Origin of the sequence: Isoptericola luteus, from assembly GCF_020297055.1 — a bacterium.
Classification (GTDB): Bacteria; Actinomycetota; Actinomycetes; order Actinomycetales; family Cellulomonadaceae; genus Isoptericola; species Isoptericola luteus.
The window spans coordinates 224,337-244,514 of record NZ_JAIXCQ010000002.1 but is presented as its reverse complement, the minus strand read 5'-3'; the positions used below and the strand labels follow the sequence as shown (position 1 = coordinate 244,514).

Sequence of the window (20,178 nt, the reverse complement as noted above, 5' to 3'; positions counted from 1 at the left end):
CCGCTAGGTTTTGGGTCGTTCACAGTCGAATATCAGGGATGGTGCCTTCGGTGCGGTTTGGACGGGTCGTCGCGTCAAGTGGTCTTCTTGCGCTGGTCATGTCAGGCATCGCCGGCTGACGGACTCGTGGGTGGTGCGCGCGAAGGCGAGCGTGTGGGACTACGACGCGCACTACACGTACGACGCGGCAGGGAACGTGCTGAGTGTCGCCGATGCACCAGAAGGCGAGACTGCAGACGTGCAGTGCTTCGACTATGACGGGCTGCGGCGGCTCACGCAGGCCTGGTCGCAGGACTCTGCCACGTGCGCGGCCACGCCCAGCACCTCGGTGGTCGGCGGTGCAGCAGGGTACTGGACGAGCTACACGTTCGACCAGGTCGGCAACCGCACTGCCGTGGTGGAACACGCGACCGCGGCGGGTGGGACGGACACCACCCTGGCCTACACGTATCCGGCGGCCGGATCGGCCCAGGCGCACGCAGTGAGCTCAGTCACGGCCTCCGGCACGGCCTCGGGAACCTCGTCATACTCCTACGACGCGACCGGAAACACCACCACCCGGCAGGTAGCGGGCAAGACCGCGCAGACGTTGACGTGGGATGCCGAGGGTGAGCTGTCGAAGGTCGCCGAAGGTGACACGACCAAGGGCCAGTTCGTCTACACGGCCGACGGTGACCGGTTGACACGCACCCAGGACGGGACGACGACGGTACTCCTCCCTGGCGGGATGGAACTGTCACTGTCAGGCACGACGGTGACGGCTCAGCGGTACTTCGCGTTCAACGGACAATCGGTTGCGGTGCGTACCGATGCCGGTGCGTCGGGCCAGACCACGATCGTGGCGGACCATCACGGCACCGGTGTCCTGCAGGTGGCGCAGGCGAACAATTCGGTCTCACGTCGGTACACCGACCCGTACGGGCAGGCACGAGGCGCTGCCGCGGCTTGGACTGGTGACCGCACGTTCCTCGACAAGACCGCCGACGCGACCGGTCTCGTCGCGGTCGGCGCGAGGTACTACGACCCGATCATCGGCCGCTTCATCTCAGTCGACCCCGTCATGGACCTGGCCGACCCCCAGCAATGGAACGCGTACGCGTACTCCAACAACAACCCGCTGACATGGTCAGACCCGTCGGGGATGATCCCCATCGGCGCCGGGCACGTGGGATACAACCCGAAGCAGAAGAACGACAAGCGCAAGTACGACACCTGCTCAAAGGCCACCTCCTGTGTGAAGACGGCCAAGAAGGCTGGGGGGACGGTGCGGGTGCGCGAGAGCTATACGAGGCATGCTTATCGACACTTCAATAAGTATAAGGACAAGTCGGTTGTAGCTCACACGAAGAACATTCGATCGAGAGCGCACGCGACTGCCATGGCGACAACAACCGCAGCCTCCGTTGCGATGTCGGGGCCGCAAGAGACGGCTGCGGCCCTGGAGCGTGTGAAGCGGTGGAACCGGGTAGAGGTGCGCCCCTACTGGCTCCAGACGCGCATGCGTAGCGCGTGGGGACGCCAGACCCAATCTTTCAAGACGAGCCGCACTACACAGACCGTAAATAGCCTTGCGCAGAGTCCGGCTCTCAAGTGGGGTGGGCGCGCCTTGGGGGTCGCCGGTGTGGGTATCGGTGTCTGGGCTTACCATGAGTCGGGAGACGGATGGGGCGAGGCCGCAACCAAGACCGCGGTCGACACTGCGGCAATCATGGGTTTAGCAAAGGGTGGTGCGGTTGTGGGCGCCGCGATCGGATCGCTGTTCCCTGGAGTCGGTACGGCAATTGGGGCAGGAGTCGGGGGAGTAATTGGTGCAGGCATCGGGTTCTTCACGGCGAGTGCTATCAACCAGAGGATCGAGGAGAAATGGTAGAGGGTGTCGAGAGGGTGTGACTAGGTGGCCATCGGTATTGTGCTGATTGTTGGCGTCGCCATCTCGGCATTTTGGTCATGGATGACCATAAAGTTGTGGAAGGATCCGAAACAGGTCGAGTTTTTTATGATTTCGCTATCGATTCTGCCGCTAGGTGAATCAGGTAAGCGGGGAGAAGTCCGAGCCGCGGCGCTCACCGCGGTGACGCTCTGGGGCCTCGTTATCGGCGTGATTTGGAGTATGATCCCCAGCGGGGGCGACCATGCTTCTGGAGCGACGACCGGCAGGGCGATAATGTTTGTCATTATCGCATTGATAGTTGGGCCGCTACTCCTAGAGATTTCCGTGGTGCTCTTTAATCGACCGAGGTTTGTGGTGCCGCCCCATATGCGGAGCGACGCTGGAGCGCTGCCGGAGGCGCTAGCAAAACGCCGAGCCGTGCGAGATCTATCGCGGAGCTCCCCTAGGGGAGCGGGCAGTAGGGTGAGCAGGGAGGCGCCTTGTCGCAAACGCGATTGAATCGCAGGCATGACGCAGCCTCGATTGCTGCGCCCTGGGTTCGGCTGGGCTGGTGACACGCACCGAGTCGCTCAAGGAGTACCAGAACGGTGAGCCGGTCTACGTCCCCGCGTCGCGGACCACGTATGACGCACTGGGGCGGTCAACCTCGGTGACCGACGTCTTGGGGCGCAAGTCCACCACGGCCTACGTGCCGGCCACCGGTGGCCCGGTGACCGGGACGAAGACCACGACCCCGGACCCGGACGGGGCCGGAGCAGCGGCGTCGTTGGTCACCACGACCACCTTGGATCCTGCCTGGGGGGTGCCGGTCAAGGTGAGCGACCCCAACGGTAAGGTCACCGAGGCCACCTACGACGCGCTGGGCCGGTTGGCCAAGGTGTGGAAGCCGGGCCGGGCCAAGGCCAGCGAGACCGCGCACGTGCAGTACACGTACACGGTGCGCTCTACCGGGCACAACGCCGTGACGACCAAGACCCTGGACACGAACAACGCGTATCGCACCTTGGTGAGCATCTACGACGGGCTGCTGCGCGCGCGACAGACTCAGGCCGACGGAGCGAACCGTGACATCGGCGGCCGGATGGTGGCCGACACCCTGTACGACTCGCGGGGGTCTGGTGGCCTACGACGTCGCCCCATGGGCCACCGATGGGGCTCCGGCCACCACGGCGGTGACCCCGGACTCGGCGGTGCCCACCCGCACCAGATTCGACCATGATGGCGCCGGGCGGGTCGTGGCGCAGGTGCTTGAGGTCAACGAGGCCGAGAAGTGGCGCACCACCACCAGGTACGGCGGTGACCGCGTGGTCGTGGACCCGCCGGCCGGGGGCACGCCGACCACGACGATCAGCGATGCCCGGGGCCGGACCAGCACGCTGCGCCAGTACCTCGGTGGCTCCCCGTCCGGCGCGCACCAGGACACCACCTACGCCTACGACAAGGCGGGGAATCTGGCGAAGGTCACCGATCCTGCCGGGAACGACTGGACATACTCCTACGACCTGTTGGGCAGGCTGGTCTCGTCCATCGACCCGGACAAGGGCACCACCACCTCGACGTTCGACGATGCCGGGCAGACCCTGACGAGTACCGATGCCCGCGGCAAGACCCTTGCCTACACCTATGACGCGTTGGGACGGGCGACCGAACGGCGTTCCGGCTCAGCGACCGGGACCCTCGTGGCCTCCTGGGCGTACGACACGGTGGCCAAGGGGCAGATCACCTCGGCGACCCGGTACGTTGACGGCGCCCAGTACGTCACCGCCGTCACCGGGTATGACGACGGGTATCACGCCACGGGACAGACGGTGACGCTCCCGACAGCGGAAGGTGAGCTCGCGGGTTCCTACTCCGCAAACTTCCACTACACGGACTCTGGTGCCTATCGGGGGGCGGCGCTGCCTGCTCTGGGCAACCTGCCCGCGGAGAATGTCGTGACCTACTTCGACGCCGCGGGAATGCCGCAACGATTGTCCAGCGGCGGCGGCGTCGGGGTATATGTGGCCACGACCCGGTATACCTCGACGGGTCAGGTCGAGGCGATGGACCTGGGCAGCACGCGCTCCTACGTGGTCACGAACAACTGGGACCCGGGCACCCGGCGGCTGATGGGGATCAGCCTGGACCAAGAGGGCGTCTCCGGCACGGACCTGGCAGCGACCTACACCTATGACGATGCGGGGAACGTCACCAAGATCGACAACAACCCGACCGCCGCGGACGCGCCGGCACGCGACACCCAGTGCTTCACGAACGACGGGCTGGGCAGGCTGACGTCGGCCTGGACCCCGGCGGACGCGTCCTGCACCACCGCCAAGACCGTGCCCGGGTTGGGTGGCCCGGCCACCTACTGGACCGACTACACCTACGACCCGGTCGGCAACCGCACCAGCGTCACCGAACACACCACCTCGGGCACCAGCACGGCCTCGTACACCTACCCGGCACCGGGTGAGGAGCAACCGCACGCGGTCTCTGAGGTCACCGAGGGCTCGACGGTCTCGAGCTACGCCTATGACGCGTCGGGCAACACCACCACCCGCACCCCGGCAGGCGGCACGACCCAGGCGTTGACATGGGACGCGGAGGGCGAGCTCGCCCAGGTCACCCAGGACGGTGAAGCGGACGCGACCTTCGTCTACACCGCCGACGGCGACCGCCTCGTCCGCAAGCAAGACGGTACGACCACGGTCTACCTGCCCGGCGGGCAAGAGCTCACCCTGACCGCGGACGGGGCCACAAAAGCCACCCGGTACTACACGTGGGCCGGGCAGACCATCGCGGTGCGCACCGGAGCGGGCTTCGACGACGTCTCAACCCTGGTCAACGACCACCACGGCACCGCGGGCCTGTCCATCACGAACGTGACCGCGACCATCACCCACCGGTACCAAGACCCGTTCGGCAACACCCGCGGCACCACACCCACCGCCTGGTCCGGAGACCACGGATTCCTCGACAAGCCCACCGACACCACCGGCCTGACCGCGATCGGCGCCCGCTACTACGACCCCACCATCGGCCGGTTCACCAGCGTCGACCCGATCATGGACCTGACCGACCCCCAGCAATGGCACGGCTACGCGTACGCGAACAACAACCCCGTCACCCTGTCGGACCCCACCGGCCTGCGGCCTGTCGGTGCCGGACACGTGGGCTACACACCGACCCAGTCCGGCCCCCAAGGCGGCGACCCCTGCGCAGGCGCGACGAGCGAATGCGGCGGCAAGAAGGAGGTCGACCCCCCGGTCACAGTGAAAGACACCGGCGGCGGTGGCGATTCGAGTGGCGGTTCAAGGAGTACCGCAAGCTCCTCGTCGACACAATCAGCCGTGGTCGGAAACTCCCACGACGGCGTCATTGGCGAGATCGTCACCTGGGCCCGCGACTTCGAACAAGACCACCCCATCCTGGCAGGCGTGCTCGGCATCGAGGACGCCATCGGATGCCTCGTCGACGGCAGATGGCAGTCCTGCGCATGGCTCCTGGCAAGCTTCATCCCAGCAGGAAAGCTCGCAAAACTCGGCAAAGCCGGCTTCGAAATCGCCGACGCCGCAATCGACGGCACACGAGCCGCGAACGCCGCGGCCCGGAGCACGGACGAAGTCATCGAAGGCGCTGGGGCCGCATGCCGTCTACCGAACAGTTTCGACGCGGGAACCCTCGTGCTCATGGCCGACGGAACCCGCAAGTCGATCGAGGACGTGCAGCTCGGGGACGAGGTCATAGCCTCCGATCCCGAGACCGGGGAACGAGGGCCGCGCAAGGTCATCGACCTGATCCGCCACAGCGGGGTCCACACGATGGTCGACATCGAGTTCTCCGGAGGCGGGCAGGTCGACGCGACCGACGAGCACCCCTTCTGGGTCGCCTCCGAGGACGCGTGGGTCAACGCGATCGACCTGACCGTCGGTGACGTCGTCGTGACAGCGTCCGGTTCGACGCTGACCGTGGCGAGCGTCCGGGACAGCCGGTACGATCTGACGGCCTACAACCTTACGATTGCAGACCTGCATACATATCACGTGGGCGTTGGCGACGTCCTCGTGCACAACCAGGACTACATTCCCGCGCCGAAGGACCTTCCAGGATTCCCGGGTGCGCAACGCGCGAAGCCGATGACGCCAATTACGGGCGGCGGTGGCCTGCGCCGGCGGTGGACCTGGGAAAGGTCGATCCTTGAGTGGGACTCGCAACACGGAACTGTCGAGCAGTACAACAAGCGAGGCAAGCACATCGGCGAGTTTGACGCGATGACGGGTGAGCAAACCAAACCCGCCGACCCTGGAAGGACGTGCAACACCTAATGTGGCACTTGGAGGGATACAGCCGAGCCAGCGGCACCCTTGAAATTGAGGTCGATCTCCCGGGACTCGATGAGGAGGCGCTGGCCGCAATTCTGGGGCACCCGGATCAGCTCTTCGGGGCAGTGTGGCCTGTAAACGATCAGATCCGCGATCTATTATCGAGTTGGGTTGATCACTCCAAGTTTATAGGCGAACTCGAATTCTTCATTGTGTTCTTGAGGCCCTAGTGGTTCGTCTCTGAATTTGACTACTGGGTTGGGACGGTGTCAATTGGTCATAGCAACAGCATCGTCCAAAAGTAGCATTCTCGAATGTCCTGTTGCTTTGACTCCTTGACGCCGCCCTGGTGAGAACACATCAATGCCTTCCCTGTGAACGTGAGGTAGCGAGGTGGAACTGATATACGACAGCCTGCGCACCGACGAACTGCGGGGCACCACGCAAGCGGACTACCTCATCTCCCTCGACGCGCACCTTCGCCTCGTGGACGGCGGAGCGAATGTCCTCGACGAACCAGGTTTCCCAGTGGTCGAACTTGCTCGCAGCTTGCTTGCCTGGCTGGTGGATCCCGAGCGGGACGACTTTGAGTTCGACTCGATGTCATACGAGGAGCGGGGCGCGATCTCCATCTGGAAGGTCCCTGCGCGGTGGTCAATTGGCTCTGTGCTTGCCCCCGGCGCTCGAACCGTGCTAGCAGACAGGCTCGACATCGACGAGTGCTGCCGTCGAATCATCGCGCGGGTCGAGGCCGACCTTGACGCGCTGGGGCTCGATCCCGTCGAGGTGCTTCGGCGGTGATGGCAACTTGACGCGGGACACCGGCACGGACCTGGCAGCGTCCTACACCTATGACGATGCGGGGAACGTCACCCGGATCGACAACAACCCGACCGCTACGGGTGCGCCGGCACGGGACACCCAGTGCTTCACGAACGACGGGCTGGGCAGGCTGACATCGGCCTGGACCCCCCAGGACGCGTCCTGCACCACCGCCAAGACCGTGCCCGGGTTGGGCGGCCCGGCGCAGTACTGGATGGACTACACCTACGACCCGGTCGGCAACCGCACCAGCGTCACCGAACACACCACCTCGGGCACCAGCACGGCCTCGTACACCTACCCGGCCCCGGGCCAGGAGCAACCACACGCCGTCACCCAGGTCACCAACGGCACTGACGGCACCGCGGTCTCGAGCTACGCCTATGACGCGTCGGGCAACACCACCACCCGCGCCCCAGCGGGCGCCGCGGCCCAGACGTTGACCTGGGACGCCGAGGGCGAGCTCGCCCAGGTCACCGGGGACGGGGAGACGGACGCCAGCACGGACGCGAGCTTCGTCTACACCGCCGACGGCGACCGCCTGATCCGCAAGCAAGACGGCACGACCACCGTGCATCTGCCCGGCGGGCAGGAACTCACCCTGACCGCGGCCGGGACCACAAAAGCCACCCGGTACTACACGTGGGCCGGGCAGACCATCGCGGTGCGCACCGGAGCGGGCTTCGACGACGTCTCAACCCTGGTCAACGACCACCACGGCACCGCGGGCCTGTCCATCACGAACGTGACCGCGACCATCACCCACCGGTACCAAGACCCGTTCGGCAACACCCGCGGCACCACACCCACCGCCTGGTCCGGAGACCACGGATTCCTCGACAAGCCCACCGACACCACCGGCCTGACCGCGATCGGCGCCCGCTACTACGACCCCACCATCGGCCGGTTCACCAGCGTCGACCCGATCATGGACCTCGCCGACCCCCAGCAATGGCACGGCTACGCGTACGCGAACAACAACCCCGTCACCCTGTCGGACCCCACCGGCCTGCGGCCTGTCGGTGCCGGACATGTGGGCTACACACCGACCAAGTCCGGCCCCCAAGGCGGCGACCCCTGCGCCGGTGCCATGGCAGGTTGCGGCGGACCCAAGCCGCCGGTAAGGACTAAGGACTCGGGCGACGGTCGCGCATCAAATGGCGGTTCACCGAGTACTGCAAACTCCTCGTCGACACAGTCATCCGTGGTCGGGAACTCACACGAGGGCGTCATTGAAGAGATCGTCACCTGGGCCCGCGACTTCGAACAAGACCACCCCATCCTGGCAGGTGTGCTCGGCATCGAGGACGCCATCGGATGCCTCGTCGACGGCAGATGGCAGTCCTGCGCATGGCTCCTGGCAAGCTTCATCCCAGCAGGAAAGCTTGCAAGACTCGGCAAAGCCGGCTTCGAAGTCGCCGACGCCGCGATCGACGGCACACGAGCCGCAAACGCCGCGGGCAGAAGCGCCGACGAAGTCATCGAAGGCGCTGGGGCTGCATGCCGTCTACCGAACAGTTTCGACGCGGGAACCCTCGTGCTCATGGCCGACGGAACCCGCAAGTCGATCGAGGACGTCGAGCTTGGGGACGAAGTCATCGCGACCGACCCGGAGACCGGGGAACGAGGGTCGCGCAAGGTCATCGACGTGATCCGCCACGGCGGGGTCCACACGATGGTCGACATCGAGTTCTTCGGAGGCGGGCAGGTCGACGCGACCGACGAGCACCCGTTCTGGGTTGTCTCCGAGGACGCGTGGGTGGACGCGATCGACTTGGCGGTCGGTGACGTGGTCGTGACAGCGTCCGGTTCGACGCTCAACGTGACGAGCGTCCGGGGCAGCCGGTACGACTTGATGGCCTACAACCTCACGATCGCAGACCTGCACACGTATCACGTCAGCGCTGACGCCATCCTTGTTCACAACGCGGGCGACGACAGCCCGGTTGGTGAGGTGTTCCGGGATGGGGCCTACCGGTTCCAGATCTTCTCGAACGACCACGCGCCGGCGCATGGGCACCTTCAAGGGCCAGGGATCAAGGGGCATGGCATCCAGATCGGTCAGAATGGGAAGCCGCTGGATCCGAACATCGAGTTGAACTCGGCTCAGCAGCGGGTTGTTGATAGCAACCTGAAGGCGATCCGTAGTTCGATTCGTGGCTACATGAGCTGGTACAAGCAGAATCCGGGCTGCTGATGGCTGAGTCGTTCAATGAGGCGGTGCAGGAACTCGCGGTGTTGGCCCGAGTAGATCCGAGCCTGGCTCTGGAAGACGAGCATGTTCGCTGGGCCGTGTATGAGGCATCCGTTTCTGATCCTGAACGGCATCGGTTGCTTCAGGTGGCGGTCTGCGGCGAAGTGAATGCGCCATTGGCGTCGGCTGTCGTGACGCGTGTGCTAGAGGCGATCTCAGATGGAGAGCGTGGACAGTGGGTGGATCTGCTACCACCCGGGCGCCTTCAGGAATTTGCTAGGACACGGGCTGCCGAACTGCATGTGTGGGACGACTTGGCAGACGGGGCGTTGGGGGAATCTCGTCGGGGCGAACTTGGTGGATGGTCCCAGTGGCTACAACTGCGAGCCGCAGAGCAAAGCAACATCGTTTGGGTGCTCGACGAACTGTCACGCATCGGCGCGACGAAGCGCATCCGCCGACTCGCGCACGAGCGCTTGTAAGGGGCGGTGGACGGTGTCGGGACTGTGTTGCGCCCCGGGTGAACCGCCCCAGGTTTGATGCCGTTCCTTTCTGAGTCACCGACCAGGAAGGATGGGCTCGTGCCCAAGAAGATCGATCCGGAGATTAAGGCGCGTGCTGTGCGTCTCGTGACCGACCACCTCGGGGAGTACCCGACGTTGACCGCGGCGTCGGCCGCGGTCGCGAAGCAGCTCGGCGTCGGGAAGGAGTCGGTGCGTCGCTGGGTGATCCAGTCCCAGGTCGACGGCGGCTCCCGGCCCGGTGTCACGACCGAGGAGTCCGCTGAGATCAAGCGGCTCAAGGCCGAGAACAAGCGGCTGCGTGAGGCCAACGAGATCTTGAAGGCGGCCTCGATTTTCTTCGCGGGGGAACTCGACCCCCGCAACCGCTGATCGTGGGCTTCATCGATCAGATGCGCTCGAAGGGGTATGCCGTCGAGTCGATCCTGGCCGTGCTGCGTGAGCAGGGCGTCACGGTCGCGGCACGCACCTACCGGTCCTGGCGGCAGCCGTCTCGGCCGCTGGCCGCGCGCACCCTCAGCGACGCGGTGGTGACGGACACGGTCCGGGACATCGCGTGGACGACCGGGCCGCACGGGCGCCGCAAGCTGACCCCGGAGGGGTTGTACGGGCGCCGGAAGATGACGGCGTACGTGCGCCGCCACCACCTGCCCGACGCGTCCTGGGGTGCGGTCGACCGGGCCATGCGGACGCTGGGGCTGTCGGGGGTGCGCAGGGACAAGAAGCTACGCACGACGATCCCCGCGAAGGACGGTATCCGGGCCGGTGACCTGCTCAATCGTGACTTCACCGCGCCCGCACCGAACGTCGCCTGGGTGACCGACTTCACCTACGTGCGGACCTGGGCCGGGTGGGTCTACGTCGCGTTCATCGTCGACGTGTTCGCCCAGAAGATCGATCAACGGCCTGTACAAGGCCGAGTGCATCCGTACCACCGTGTTCCACGATGGCGCCTACCGCACCATCGGCGACGTCGAGTTCGCGACCGCCGGCTGGGTCGACTGGTACAACAACCGGCGCCTGCACGGCTCGCTCGGGATGACCACCCCCGTCGAGTACGAGGACGCCCACTACGCTGCTCTCAACCAGCAGGTTCAACCCGCATAGGAGCGGCACAGAACCTGGGGCGGTTCATCTCGCGTGAGCTGAGACGGCACCGGCTCTCGGACGGGACGTACAAGCCGGTCACCGCGGATGCGCGTGCCGAGCGGTCCCGCATGCGGCCCAAGGTGCGCAAGGTCGGAGCCGATCCGGTGCTGGCGGCGCGGGTGCGTGCGGACCTGAGACGCTCGCGCACGCCGCGCCAGATCGCGGGACGGTTGCGCCGGGAGGCCACGGACGCGAGCGTTGCGACGATGAAGCACTCGCCCGACGCCCGGGGCCGCACGGTCAGCCACGAGGCGATCTACCAGTACGTGTACGCCCTGCCCAAGGGTGAGCTCGCCGCCGCGGGGATCATGCTGCGTTCCAAGCGCACCCTTCGCCGGCCCCGCAAGGCGGCTGGTGAACGCAGCGCGCGGATCGTCGCGATGATCTCGATCGACGACCGCGACCCGCAGGCGGCCGGGCGCAGGGTGCCCGGGCACTGGGAGGGCGACCTGATCATCGGCAAGGGCGGCAAGAGCGCCGCGGCGACCCTGGTCGAACGCACTACCCGGTTCGTGACGATCAAGGCCCTGCCGCAGGTCAAGAACTCCGACGGGCTCGCGGACGTGCTGATCGAGGAGTTCAACGAGCTACCCGCCCTGGTGCGCAAGTCCTTGACCTGGGACCAGGGCACCGAGATGGCCCGCCACGCCGCCCTCACCGTGGCCACGAGCATGCCGGTCTACTTCGCCGACCCCCGTTCACCGTGGCAGCGGCCCTCCAACGAGAACACGAACGGGCTGATCCGTGAGTACCTGCCCAAGGGCACCGAGATCACCGACCACCAGCCCTACCTCGACGCGATCGCCGAAGAACTCAACGAACGACCCCGCGCAAGCCTCGGCTTCCTCACCCCACGCGAAGCGTTCGAACGGCTACTCCTCGACGAGGCCGTTGCTACGACCAATTGACACCGCCGTCAGCAGGCTCATTTTTGGCGCGGTCGGGATCGTATGCGTCGCCTACTTCGTTTGGTGCGTGTACGCCATACTTCGCGCGACCTATGACGAGGGTGCGGTGTTGCGGTATGCGAGATCTCGTACTGGCGGCGATCTGGACCGTGCAAGATCTCAGATCAGAGCCTCGCCCCAGAGTTGTTTCTTCATGATCAGCCTTGGTGTTACCCTTTTCGTGTGGTCCGCCCTTGGTCAAAGGGTCCGAGATATTCAAGCCGAGTTGCTCCTGTTTATGCTGACGACGTGGGCGATAATCGGACTTTGGGGTTGGCTTGAATATGAGTTTGCGAAGCCGGGTTGGCTTGTTCCGAAAGGGGTGCAAGGTAGTGCGGGAATGCGTGATGTTGTCCGATCACGACGTGCCCGTGTGAAACGCCCCGAGGCATGATGAGGTTCAGTTCTTGACCTGGAGGGTCAGTCGCAGCCGCCAAGCGACGCAGCATCTGGAGATGGGGTCGGCGCATCCGCGCGCCGTCTGCAACGATGTCCCCATGAGCGAGGCACCAGGCACCGACGCCCCCGACGACCAGCACGAGAAGGGCACCGACACGCTGCGGATCGAGCTGGTCGACGACGCGCACGCGGGCGAGCTGCTCACGCTGCGCCGGGCGGCGTTCGTGAGCGAGGCGCAGCTGTACGACGACCCGCACATTCCGCCGCTGACGCAGACGCTGCACGAGCTGCGCGAGGACATGGCGCGCGACGACGTGGTGACGGTCGGCGCGTGGGAGGGGCACCGGCTCGTCGGGTCGCTGCGCCTGGAGATCGAGGGCCCGAAGGCCACGATCGGCCGGCTCGCGGTGGCGCCGGACCAGCAGGGCAAGGGCCTCGGCACGTCGTTGATGTTCGCGATCCTCAACTACCTGCCCGAGCAGGTCACCGAGGTGTGGGCGTTCACCGGCAAGGACTCGAAGAAGAACCTCGCCATGTACTCCAAGCACGGTTATCAGGAGCAGTACGAGCAGGCGGCGGGCAAGCTCACGCTCACGTACCTGCGTCGTGTGCTCGGCGAGGTCGACGCGCGCAACGAGGCGTCGGGGTCCGACGACGCCGAGCTGCAGGGCTGACGTGTCCGAACCTCGTTCGGGGCGGCGCCCGTCGATGTCGGACGTCGCCGCCGTCGCGGGGGTGTCGCACCAGACGGTCTCGCGGGTCCTCAACGAGCACCCGAGCGTGCGTGGCGAGACGCGGGAGCGGGTGCTGGCGGCGATCACGAGCCTCGGGTACCGCCGCAACAGCGCCGCCCGCGCTCTCGCGACGTCGCGCTCCACGACCCTCGGCGTCGTCGCGACGGGGTCTGCGCTGTTCGGGCCCACGAGCACGCTCATCGCGATCGAGGGCGCGGCGCGCGACCAGGGCTACTTCGTCTCGGTCGCGACGCTGCACCGCTACGACGCGGAGGCCATGCACGAGGTGCTGGAGCACTTCATGGCGCAGGACGTCGAGGCGATCGTCGTCATCGCGCCGCAGGACGACGTGGCGGCCGCGGTCGAGACCTTCCGGGCCCCGGTGCCGGTGCTCGTCGTCGCCGCGCTCGAGCACGTGCCCGCGGCGGCAGGCACGACGCCGGCCGGCCCGACGACGCTGTCGCTCGCCGTCGACCAGCGCGCCGGAGCGCGTGCCGCGACCGAGCATCTGCTCGACCTGGGGCACGAGGACGTGCTGCACGTCGCCGGACCGCAGGACTGGTTCGACGCGCGTGCCCGCGCCGCCGGCTGGCGTGAGGCCCTGGAGGCGCGCGGCGTCGTGCCGACGCGCCCCCGGACGTGCTCGTGGGCGGCGGACGACGGGTATGCGGTGGGCCGCGACCTGGCCGAGGCGATCGCGGCGGGGGAGGGCCCGACGGCGGTCCTCGCGGGCAACGACCAGCTGGCTCTCGGCATGCTGCGGGCGTTCTGGGAGCGGGGGCTGTCGGTGCCCGACGACGTCTCGGTGGCGGGGTTCGACGACGTCGCCGGGTCGGCCTACTTCGTGCCGCCGCTGACCACCGTGCGGCAGCCGTTCGAGGTGCTGGGCCAGCGGTGCGTCGCGATGGTGGTGGCTGCGCTCGCGGGCGAGGCGGTGCCCACGGAACGGATCGCCCCCGAGCTGGTGGTGCGCTCCAGCACCGGGGCACCGCCGGTGAGGTAGGGCCTACCGGGCGTCGTCCTCCTCCTGGTAGACGACGTCGGGAGCGTCGTCCTCGGGGTTCCGGTACCAGTCGAAGTGCTCGCGCAGCACGGCGGGGTCCTGCTGGGACACCGCCAGGAGCAGGGCGTAGTAGGGCACGTCGCCGACGCCGTCGCGCACGCTCGGCTGCCGCACGAACGGTCGGCCGAGGTAGATGTTGCGCTCCACGTCGTGGGCGGGCAGGCCTTCGGCGGGTTCCCGGTACGCCCAGGCGCCGGCGCGGTGCCGCACGGCCACCTCGCCGGCGTACCAGACGCACCCCTGGACGACGTCGCCGGGCTCGTCGGCGGCAAAGGTGTCCACGTCGCGGTACCGGGCGACGACCTCGCGCCCGAGCGCGCTCAGCGAGCCGGGGGAGAAGTCCCACGGCGACGGCGCCGCGTCGTCCCCCGTCAGGGAGGCGGCCCATGCCTCGAACCGCTCGGTGCGCTCGGCCAGCCATGCCGAGAGCCAGGGATGTCGGGGGCCGCCCTGGCCGGGGTCCAGTCCCGGAGTGACCCGCTTGGTCGGACGCCAGGCGGGTGCTGCCGCTCGGCGGGCGGCGACCGCGGCCCCCACCCGGCGGGCTGCGCCCTCGAACACGTCGGTGGCGCCCTGGCCGACGTCCTTCACCAGGTCGAGCGGGTCGATCGGGCCGAGTCCCAGTGCGTCGTCGGGCAGCACGACGGGGCGGCCGGAGCGTCGGCCCCAGCGCCCGCCGCCCACGGCCATGAGGGCCTCGCCGAGGTAGGCCATGACGCCCTGGAGCAGGTCGGCGGAGCCCGGGGTGCCGGGCGCGTAGCTCGCGACGAGCACGTCCTCGAGCACGCGGAGCGACCTGGCGGACAGGTCCGGCCGGAACTCCGGCGGCGTGTGCCAGGTGTCCAGCCGCAGCACCAGGTCGGGCACGCCGTCGATCCAGGTGGCGAGCTCTGGGCCGGACGTCTCGACGTCCGGCGACGGGTCGGCATCGTCCATCCGGCCACTGTACGGACGGTATTCGCCGTGCGGTGGGCGGCACGACCTCCTACGGTGGTTGCTTGGGACGACAAGGGTGCGCGTCGATGCGGCCCGCTCGTCCGGCCGACGAAGTCCTCACCGCCTCCGGAGAGCCGTCACGATGACGCCCACGACACCGCCGCAGACCCCTGCGACCGCTCGCCCACGCCGTCGCAGACCGGGCTGGGCGCGCCGCGCCGCGGCCATGGTGCTCGCCGTGGGTTTTCTGCTCGCGGGCGTCGTCGCCCCGGGTGGTCTGGCACCGGCCGAGGCCGCGCCCCAGCGCTGCACGGACATGTACGGGACGCCGAACCGTGCGCCGGGCCTGCGTGGGCTGCCGGGTTTCAAGGCGACCGGCAAGTACCAGTGGCGTACGCGCGGGGACACGTCCCGGACGTACGACTACGCCAACCCGCGCCGGGCGTTGTCGGGCCTCGAGCTGCCGAGCCCCGAGAAGCTCGCCACGATCAAGCCCGACCGGAGCCTGTACGAGAACGGCACCCCGGAGCACGCGTGGGCGGCCTGGAAGCAGAACCAGGCGAGCGGCAACCCGTATGGCGGCGGCTTCAACGAGTACGTCAACGCGAAGTACATCACCGGGGAGGCGAACAGCCGCGGCGGCAACGCGTACGAGCGCGAGGTGGCGGAGTACTTCAGGCTCGGGGGCCGCGACTGGTACTGCCAGTACTCCCTCAGGGACGAGATGCCGGAGGTCTACGCGGAGATCGTCGCCGAGCTCGTCGAGGAGCTCGGCCAGGAGGCCGCGGACAAGATCCTCAAGGAGAACCGCAAGTTCGACGCGATCAAGCCGAACGGCAGCACCAAGATCATCTACGAGTTCAAGTCCGGCCGGGCAGGGCTCAGCGAGTCGCAGGTGCTCTTCGACAAGAAGATGGCGCAGCGCGGGTACCGGGTGGTCTACATCTTCGGCGAGGACCCGCCGGCCAAGATCAAGCAGATGCTGGGTCGCCACAGCATGAGCTGGTACCGGCACGGCGCGGTGAACAACCCGCAGTTCACCCCTGGCCCGCACACGCGTCAGGACACCGCCTTCACCAACCCCAGGAACGGCACGTCGTCGGGCGGCCCGGTCAACGATCAGGCGCGCAACTCCGGCAAGACCGAGGCCGACGCCCGGCGCAAGGCTCAGGCCCGCGCCCAGGCGCCCTCCGCGGCCAACCGCGTCCGGGGCCCTGGCGGCATCGACTTCTCCACGATGGAGCTGCGGTACGTGACCGAGCCCGTCGAGGGCGAGGGGATGGACTACGGGTTCCGGGCGGAGCTCAACGACGACGAGCTCGAGAACCCGTCGTGGGGCGGTGCGGAGAAGCTCGACCTCGCCTCCGACGCCATGTTCACGTGGCTCGCGCTCGACCCGCAGCGCTTCTGGGTCAACCTCAACCCGAACCAGCCGGACCAGGTCGTGGACGACAAGCTCGCGCAGACCGACGCCGGCCGGGTGCTGCTGGAGGCCGACCTCGAGATGAAGCACGACCTGGCCCGCGTCATGGTCCCCGACAACCCGGTGGGCAACGAGCTCTGGGACTCGTTCCGCCACGTCAACGGGGCCCCGTGCTGGATGGCGTACCGGTACTTCATCGAGCCGGCGCCCGCGCAGGTGCGCGAGCAGGACGGGCGGCTCTACATCCTCGAGGCGCCCATGGACGTCAAGGCGGCGAAGCTCCCGATCGACTACGACCCGCCGTGCGAGCAGCCGCAGGACGTCCAGGAGCACAACTTCCAGCAGATCCGCGAGATCGCCATCCCGGAGCTCGAGAAGATCGTCAACTCCGAGCCTCAGTACGCCGACCTGCGTCGCGTCTACACCTCGAGGATCGCCGCGGAATGGATCAAGGAGCGCGACGCCGTCCGCCCCGGCGACTTCCACGACATCATCGGGTCCGACGACGCGTCCGCCTGGCCGTCGCGCACCGAGTGGGACCGTGACGCGATCTTCCAGGAGTACCTGACGTCCTACAACGAGGGCGACTTCCACTTCACGAGGGAGTACGAGCAGGACGGCACCGTGTTCGAGTTCGAGTTCGCGCTCGGCGGGGTGACCTTCACGGAGCAGCCCACCGAGAACGTGAGCTCGGAGCAGTTCGAGACGGAGTATCCCGAGCTGCCCGTCACGGTGGAGCAGGCCCAGAAGTCGACGGTGCAGTACGCCGACACCACCGCCGGCATCCTGGGCGGCAGCAGCGTCCTGGCGGCCGACGAACCCGCCCCGTCGCCTACGCCCACCCCGTCCCCGACGCCCACGGACGAGCCCGACCCCACTTCGCCACCGGATCCGCGCCCGGGTCCGGACGACCCGTCCGACGGGCGCGACCCCGCGCCCGGGGACGACGACGCGAGCGCCGCCCTCCTGCCCCCGGACGATCCCCGTTCCGGGCAGGCCGTCCCGTACCGCGGGCCGCTGGTCGCGACCGGCGCCGGTGGGTGGGAACCCGTCGCCGGTCTCGGCGCGGCGGTGCTGGTGCTCGCCGGCGCGACGCTCCTGGGCTGGTCGCGGCGGCTGCGCGCCCCGGGCTCGGGGTGAGCCGGGCGGCCCCGGTCCGGCGGAGTCGGTCGAGGGCCGCTCGCCCCCGACAGCATCGAGCGTGCTGACGTGTTCCTCGAGGGCCGAGAATGAGGAACACGTTGGCACGCTCGATGCGACGGGTGGGTCAGAGCACGCCGGGGGTGGGCTTGGGCGTCAGCGATGTGAGCGCTAACATGGGCGGATCACGACGACGCCCGGGCGGCCGGGCAGGGACGGAGCAACGATGATGCAGGCGGCGCAGCCGGACGACACGTCCGCGATCCGGGAGGCGATCGTCGCCGGGCGCACGACGCTCGGCATCGAGCTCGGCTCCACCAACATCAAGGCCTGCCTCGTCGGTCCCGACCACGCACCGGTCGCCAGCGGAACGCACGCGTGGGAGAACGAGCTCGCCGACGGCGTGTGGACCTACTCGCTGGACGCCGTCCACACCGGGCTCCAGGGTGCGTACGCGGACCTCGTGGCCGACGTCGAGCAGCGCTTCGGCGTCCGCCCCACCACGTACGCCGCGCTCGGCGTCTCGGCAATGATGCACGGCTACCTGCCGTTCGACGCCGACGGCGAGCTGCTCACCCCCTTCCGCACCTGGCGCAACACCAGCACGGGCCCGGCGGCGGCGGAGCTCTCCGAGCTGTTCGGGTACAACATCCCCCTGCGCTGGTCGATCGCGCACCTGTACCAGGCGATCCTCGACGACGAGCCGCACGTGCCGCAGGTCGCGTCGTTCACGACGCTCGCCGGCTACGTCCACCGGGCGCTGACCGGCGCCCACGTGCTCGGGGTCGGCGACGCGTCCGGCATGTTCCCGGTCGACCCGGCGACCCGCGACTACGACGCCCGGATGCTCGAGCAGTTCCGGCACCTCGTCGCGGCCCGGCGCCCCGGGCTCGACGTCGAGGGCCTGCTGCCGCAGGTGCTCACGGCGGGCGCCGACGCCGGGCACCTCACCGTCGAGGGCGCCGCGCTGCTCGACCCCACGGGCACCCTGCGGCCCGGCGTGCTGCTCTGCCCGCCCGAGGGCGACGCCGGCACGGGCATGGTCGCGACGGGCTCGGTGGCGCCGCGCACCGGCAACATCAGCGCCGGCACCTCGATCTTCGCCATGGTCGTGCTCGAGGAGCCGCTGACGAGCGTGCACCACGAGCTCGACCTCGTGACCACGCCGGCCGGGGACCTGGTGGCGATGGTGCACTGCAACAACGGGGCCAGCGAGCTCGACGCCTGGGCCGGCGTCCTCGGGCAGTTCGCGGCCGCGCTCGGCCGGCCCGCGGACCCGGACGCCGTCTTCGGCGCCCTGCTGGGCGCGGCGCTCGACGGCGCCCCCGACGGCGGCGGTCTGCTCGCCTACAACTACCTCGCGGGCGAGCCGATCACCGGCCTGGACGAGGGGCGCCCGCTCCTGGTGCGGACGCCGGGCAGCCGGCTGACGCTCGCGAACTTCGCGCGCACCCAGGTCTACGGCGTCTTCGGCACGCTCGCCCTGGGCATGCGGGTGCTGCACGGCGAGGGCGTCGCCATCGACACGATGTTCGCGCACGGCGGCCTCTTCCGGACGGCCGGCGTCGCCCAGCGCCTGCTCGCCGGCGCGATCGACGCCCCCGTCGCCGTCGGCGAGACAGCCGGGGAGGGCGGGGCCTGGGGCATCGCCGTCCTGGCCGCGTTCGCGGCCGCCGCGAACGCCGCGAACGGCGCGACCGGAGCGAACGGCGCGACCGGCACGGGCGGCGAGGCCACCGCACCGGCCCTCGATAACTACCTGCGCGAGCGGGTCTTCGCCGACGTCGTGCTGGACGTCGCCGAGCCCGACGCCGCCGACGTGGCGGGCTTCGCCGCGTACCTCGAGCGCTACGCGGCAGGCCTCGCCGTCGAGCGCGCCGCCGTCGACGCCCTCTGACCCGAAGGAGACCCCCCATGAGCACCCCCACCACGGTCCCCGCCCACCTGCGCGCGGCCGTCGACGCCGCCAAGGAGCGCGTCGCCGCCCTGCACGCCGAGCTGCCCCGCTGGGAGCTCGTCGTGTGGACGGCGGGCAACGTCTCCGAGCGCGTGCGCGACCCGCGGGGCGCCGACGACGGCTCCGACGACCTCCTCGTCATCAAGCCGTCCGGCGTCTCCTACGACGACATCACCCCCGACGCCATGGTCGTGTGCGACCTGGAGGGCGCCCTGGTCGAGGGCGACCGGTCGCCGTCGTCGGACACCGCGGCCCACGCCTACGTGTACCGGCACATGACCGACGTCGGCGGCGTCGTGCACACGCACTCCACCTACGCGACGGCGTGGGCCGCGCGCGGCGAGGAGATCCCCTGCGTGCTGACGATGATGGCCGACGAGTTCGGCGGCCCGATCCCCGTCGGCCCGTTCGCGATCATCGGCGACGACTCCATCGGCCGCGGCATCGTCGAGACCCTGGGCGGTCACCGCAGCCCGGCGGTGCTCATGCGCAACCACGGCCCGTTCACCATCGGCAAGGATGCCCGGGCCGCCGTCAAGGCCGCGGTGATGGTCGAGGAGGTGGCGCGCACGGTGCACGTCTCACGCCAGCTCGGCGAGCCGCTGCCCATCGCCGCCGAGCACGTCGACGCGCTGTACGACCGCTACCAGAACGTCTACGGCCAGCACTGACCGGCCCGCTCCACCGTCGCACTCCCG

The 20,178-nt window shown here is 68.5% G+C and carries 14 protein-coding genes and 1 pseudogene; 14 read left to right on the top strand and 1 reads right to left on the bottom strand.

The window, feature by feature from the left end:
* Window positions 1–151 precede the first annotated feature (151 nt).
* From LEP48_RS04115 to LEP48_RS04070, 11 genes and pseudogenes are all read left to right on the top strand, one after another.
* Window positions 152–1,870, top strand: coding sequence for an RHS repeat-associated core domain-containing protein (locus LEP48_RS04115; RefSeq protein WP_225564309.1), 1,719 nt, complete (start codon window positions 152–154; stop codon window positions 1,868–1,870).
* Window positions 1,871–2,441: 571 nt separating this feature from the next.
* On the top strand, window positions 2,442–3,110 hold the full coding sequence (locus LEP48_RS04110) for a hypothetical protein (protein ID WP_225564308.1): 669 nt from the start codon (window positions 2,442–2,444) through the stop codon (window positions 3,108–3,110).
* A complete protein-coding gene (locus LEP48_RS04105; RefSeq protein ID WP_225564307.1) occupies window positions 3,010–6,198 on the top strand; it encodes a colicin E3/pyocin S6 family cytotoxin in 3,189 nt (1,062 codons plus the stop codon). The genes LEP48_RS04110 and LEP48_RS04105 overlap by 101 nt, the downstream gene beginning before the upstream one ends.
* Complete coding sequence (locus LEP48_RS18920) at window positions 6,198–6,425, top strand: DUF7683 domain-containing protein (RefSeq protein WP_422723793.1); 228 nt, start codon at window positions 6,198–6,200, stop codon at window positions 6,423–6,425. Before LEP48_RS04105 ends, LEP48_RS18920 begins: the two co-directional genes overlap by 1 nt.
* Before the next feature lie 163 nt (window positions 6,426–6,588).
* Window positions 6,589–6,996 carry a DUF7878 domain-containing protein gene (locus LEP48_RS04100; RefSeq protein ID WP_225564306.1) on the top strand — a complete coding sequence of 136 codons (408 nt, stop codon included), beginning with the start codon at window positions 6,589–6,591 and terminating at the stop codon, window positions 6,994–6,996.
* 7 nt (window positions 6,997–7,003) lie between these two features.
* Window positions 7,004–9,214 carry a polymorphic toxin-type HINT domain-containing protein gene (locus tag LEP48_RS04095; RefSeq protein ID WP_225564305.1) on the top strand — a complete coding sequence of 737 codons (2,211 nt, stop codon included), beginning with the start codon at window positions 7,004–7,006 and terminating at the stop codon, window positions 9,212–9,214.
* Entirely contained in the window at window positions 9,214–9,693 is a 480-nt protein-coding gene (locus LEP48_RS04090) for a hypothetical protein (RefSeq protein ID WP_225564304.1), read from the top strand. Before LEP48_RS04095 ends, LEP48_RS04090 begins: the two co-directional genes overlap by 1 nt.
* Before the next feature lie 99 nt (window positions 9,694–9,792).
* A pseudogene (locus LEP48_RS04085) lies at window positions 9,793–10,628 on the top strand (transposase family protein); the annotation flags it as partial.
* Window positions 10,629–10,835: 207 nt separating this feature from the next.
* Window positions 10,836–11,789 carry an IS30 family transposase gene (locus tag LEP48_RS04080; protein ID WP_422723798.1) on the top strand — a complete coding sequence of 318 codons (954 nt, stop codon included), beginning with the start codon at window positions 10,836–10,838 and terminating at the stop codon, window positions 11,787–11,789.
* A 536-nt stretch (window positions 11,790–12,325) separates the two neighbouring features.
* Entirely contained in the window at window positions 12,326–12,901 is a 576-nt protein-coding gene (locus LEP48_RS04075; protein ID WP_225564303.1) for a GNAT family N-acetyltransferase, read from the top strand.
* 34 nt (window positions 12,902–12,935) lie between these two features.
* Entirely contained in the window at window positions 12,936–13,964 is a 1,029-nt protein-coding gene (locus LEP48_RS04070) for a LacI family DNA-binding transcriptional regulator (RefSeq protein ID WP_225564491.1), read from the top strand.
* A gap of 3 nt (window positions 13,965–13,967) precedes the next feature.
* On the opposite strand, the gene LEP48_RS04065 is transcribed toward LEP48_RS04070, so the two are convergent.
* On the bottom strand, window positions 13,968–14,960 hold the full coding sequence (locus LEP48_RS04065; protein WP_225564302.1) for a hypothetical protein: 993 nt from the start codon (window positions 14,958–14,960) through the stop codon (window positions 13,968–13,970).
* A 238-nt stretch (window positions 14,961–15,198) separates the two neighbouring features.
* Here LEP48_RS04065 and LEP48_RS04060 point away from each other — a divergent pair, with 238 nt between their 5' ends.
* The 3 genes from LEP48_RS04060 (at window position 15,199) to LEP48_RS04050 (ending at window position 20,151) form a co-directional block, all read left to right on the top strand.
* Complete coding sequence (locus LEP48_RS04060; RefSeq protein ID WP_225564301.1) at window positions 15,199–17,523, top strand: hypothetical protein; 2,325 nt, start codon at window positions 15,199–15,201, stop codon at window positions 17,521–17,523.
* A gap of 226 nt (window positions 17,524–17,749) precedes the next feature.
* Window positions 17,750–19,420 carry a xylulokinase gene (locus LEP48_RS04055; protein ID WP_225564300.1) on the top strand — a complete coding sequence of 557 codons (1,671 nt, stop codon included), beginning with the start codon at window positions 17,750–17,752 and terminating at the stop codon, window positions 19,418–19,420.
* Between the two features lie 17 nt (window positions 19,421–19,437).
* Window positions 19,438–20,151 carry an L-ribulose-5-phosphate 4-epimerase gene (locus tag LEP48_RS04050; RefSeq protein ID WP_225564299.1) on the top strand — a complete coding sequence of 238 codons (714 nt, stop codon included), beginning with the start codon at window positions 19,438–19,440 and terminating at the stop codon, window positions 20,149–20,151.
* Window positions 20,152–20,178: the final 27 nt, after the last annotated feature.

Excerpts from the sequence above, each read along its gene's own strand:
- LEP48_RS18920 (WP_422723793.1), top strand. The coding sequence starts at position 6,198 with ATGTGGCACTTGGAGGGATACAGCCGAGCCAGCGGCACCCTTGAAATT.
- LEP48_RS04090 (WP_225564304.1), top strand. The coding sequence starts at position 9,214 with ATGGCTGAGTCGTTCAATGAGGCGGTGCAGGAACTCGCGGTGTTGGCC.
- LEP48_RS04075 (WP_225564303.1), top strand. The coding sequence starts at position 12,326 with ATGAGCGAGGCACCAGGCACCGACGCCCCCGACGACCAGCACGAGAAG.
- LEP48_RS04070 (WP_225564491.1), top strand. The coding sequence starts at position 12,936 with ATGTCGGACGTCGCCGCCGTCGCGGGGGTGTCGCACCAGACGGTCTCG.
- LEP48_RS04065 (WP_225564302.1), bottom strand. The coding sequence starts at position 14,960 with ATGGACGATGCCGACCCGTCGCCGGACGTCGAGACGTCCGGCCCAGAG.
- LEP48_RS04055 (WP_225564300.1), top strand. The coding sequence starts at position 17,750 with ATGATGCAGGCGGCGCAGCCGGACGACACGTCCGCGATCCGGGAGGCG.
- LEP48_RS04050 (WP_225564299.1), top strand. The coding sequence starts at position 19,438 with ATGAGCACCCCCACCACGGTCCCCGCCCACCTGCGCGCGGCCGTCGAC.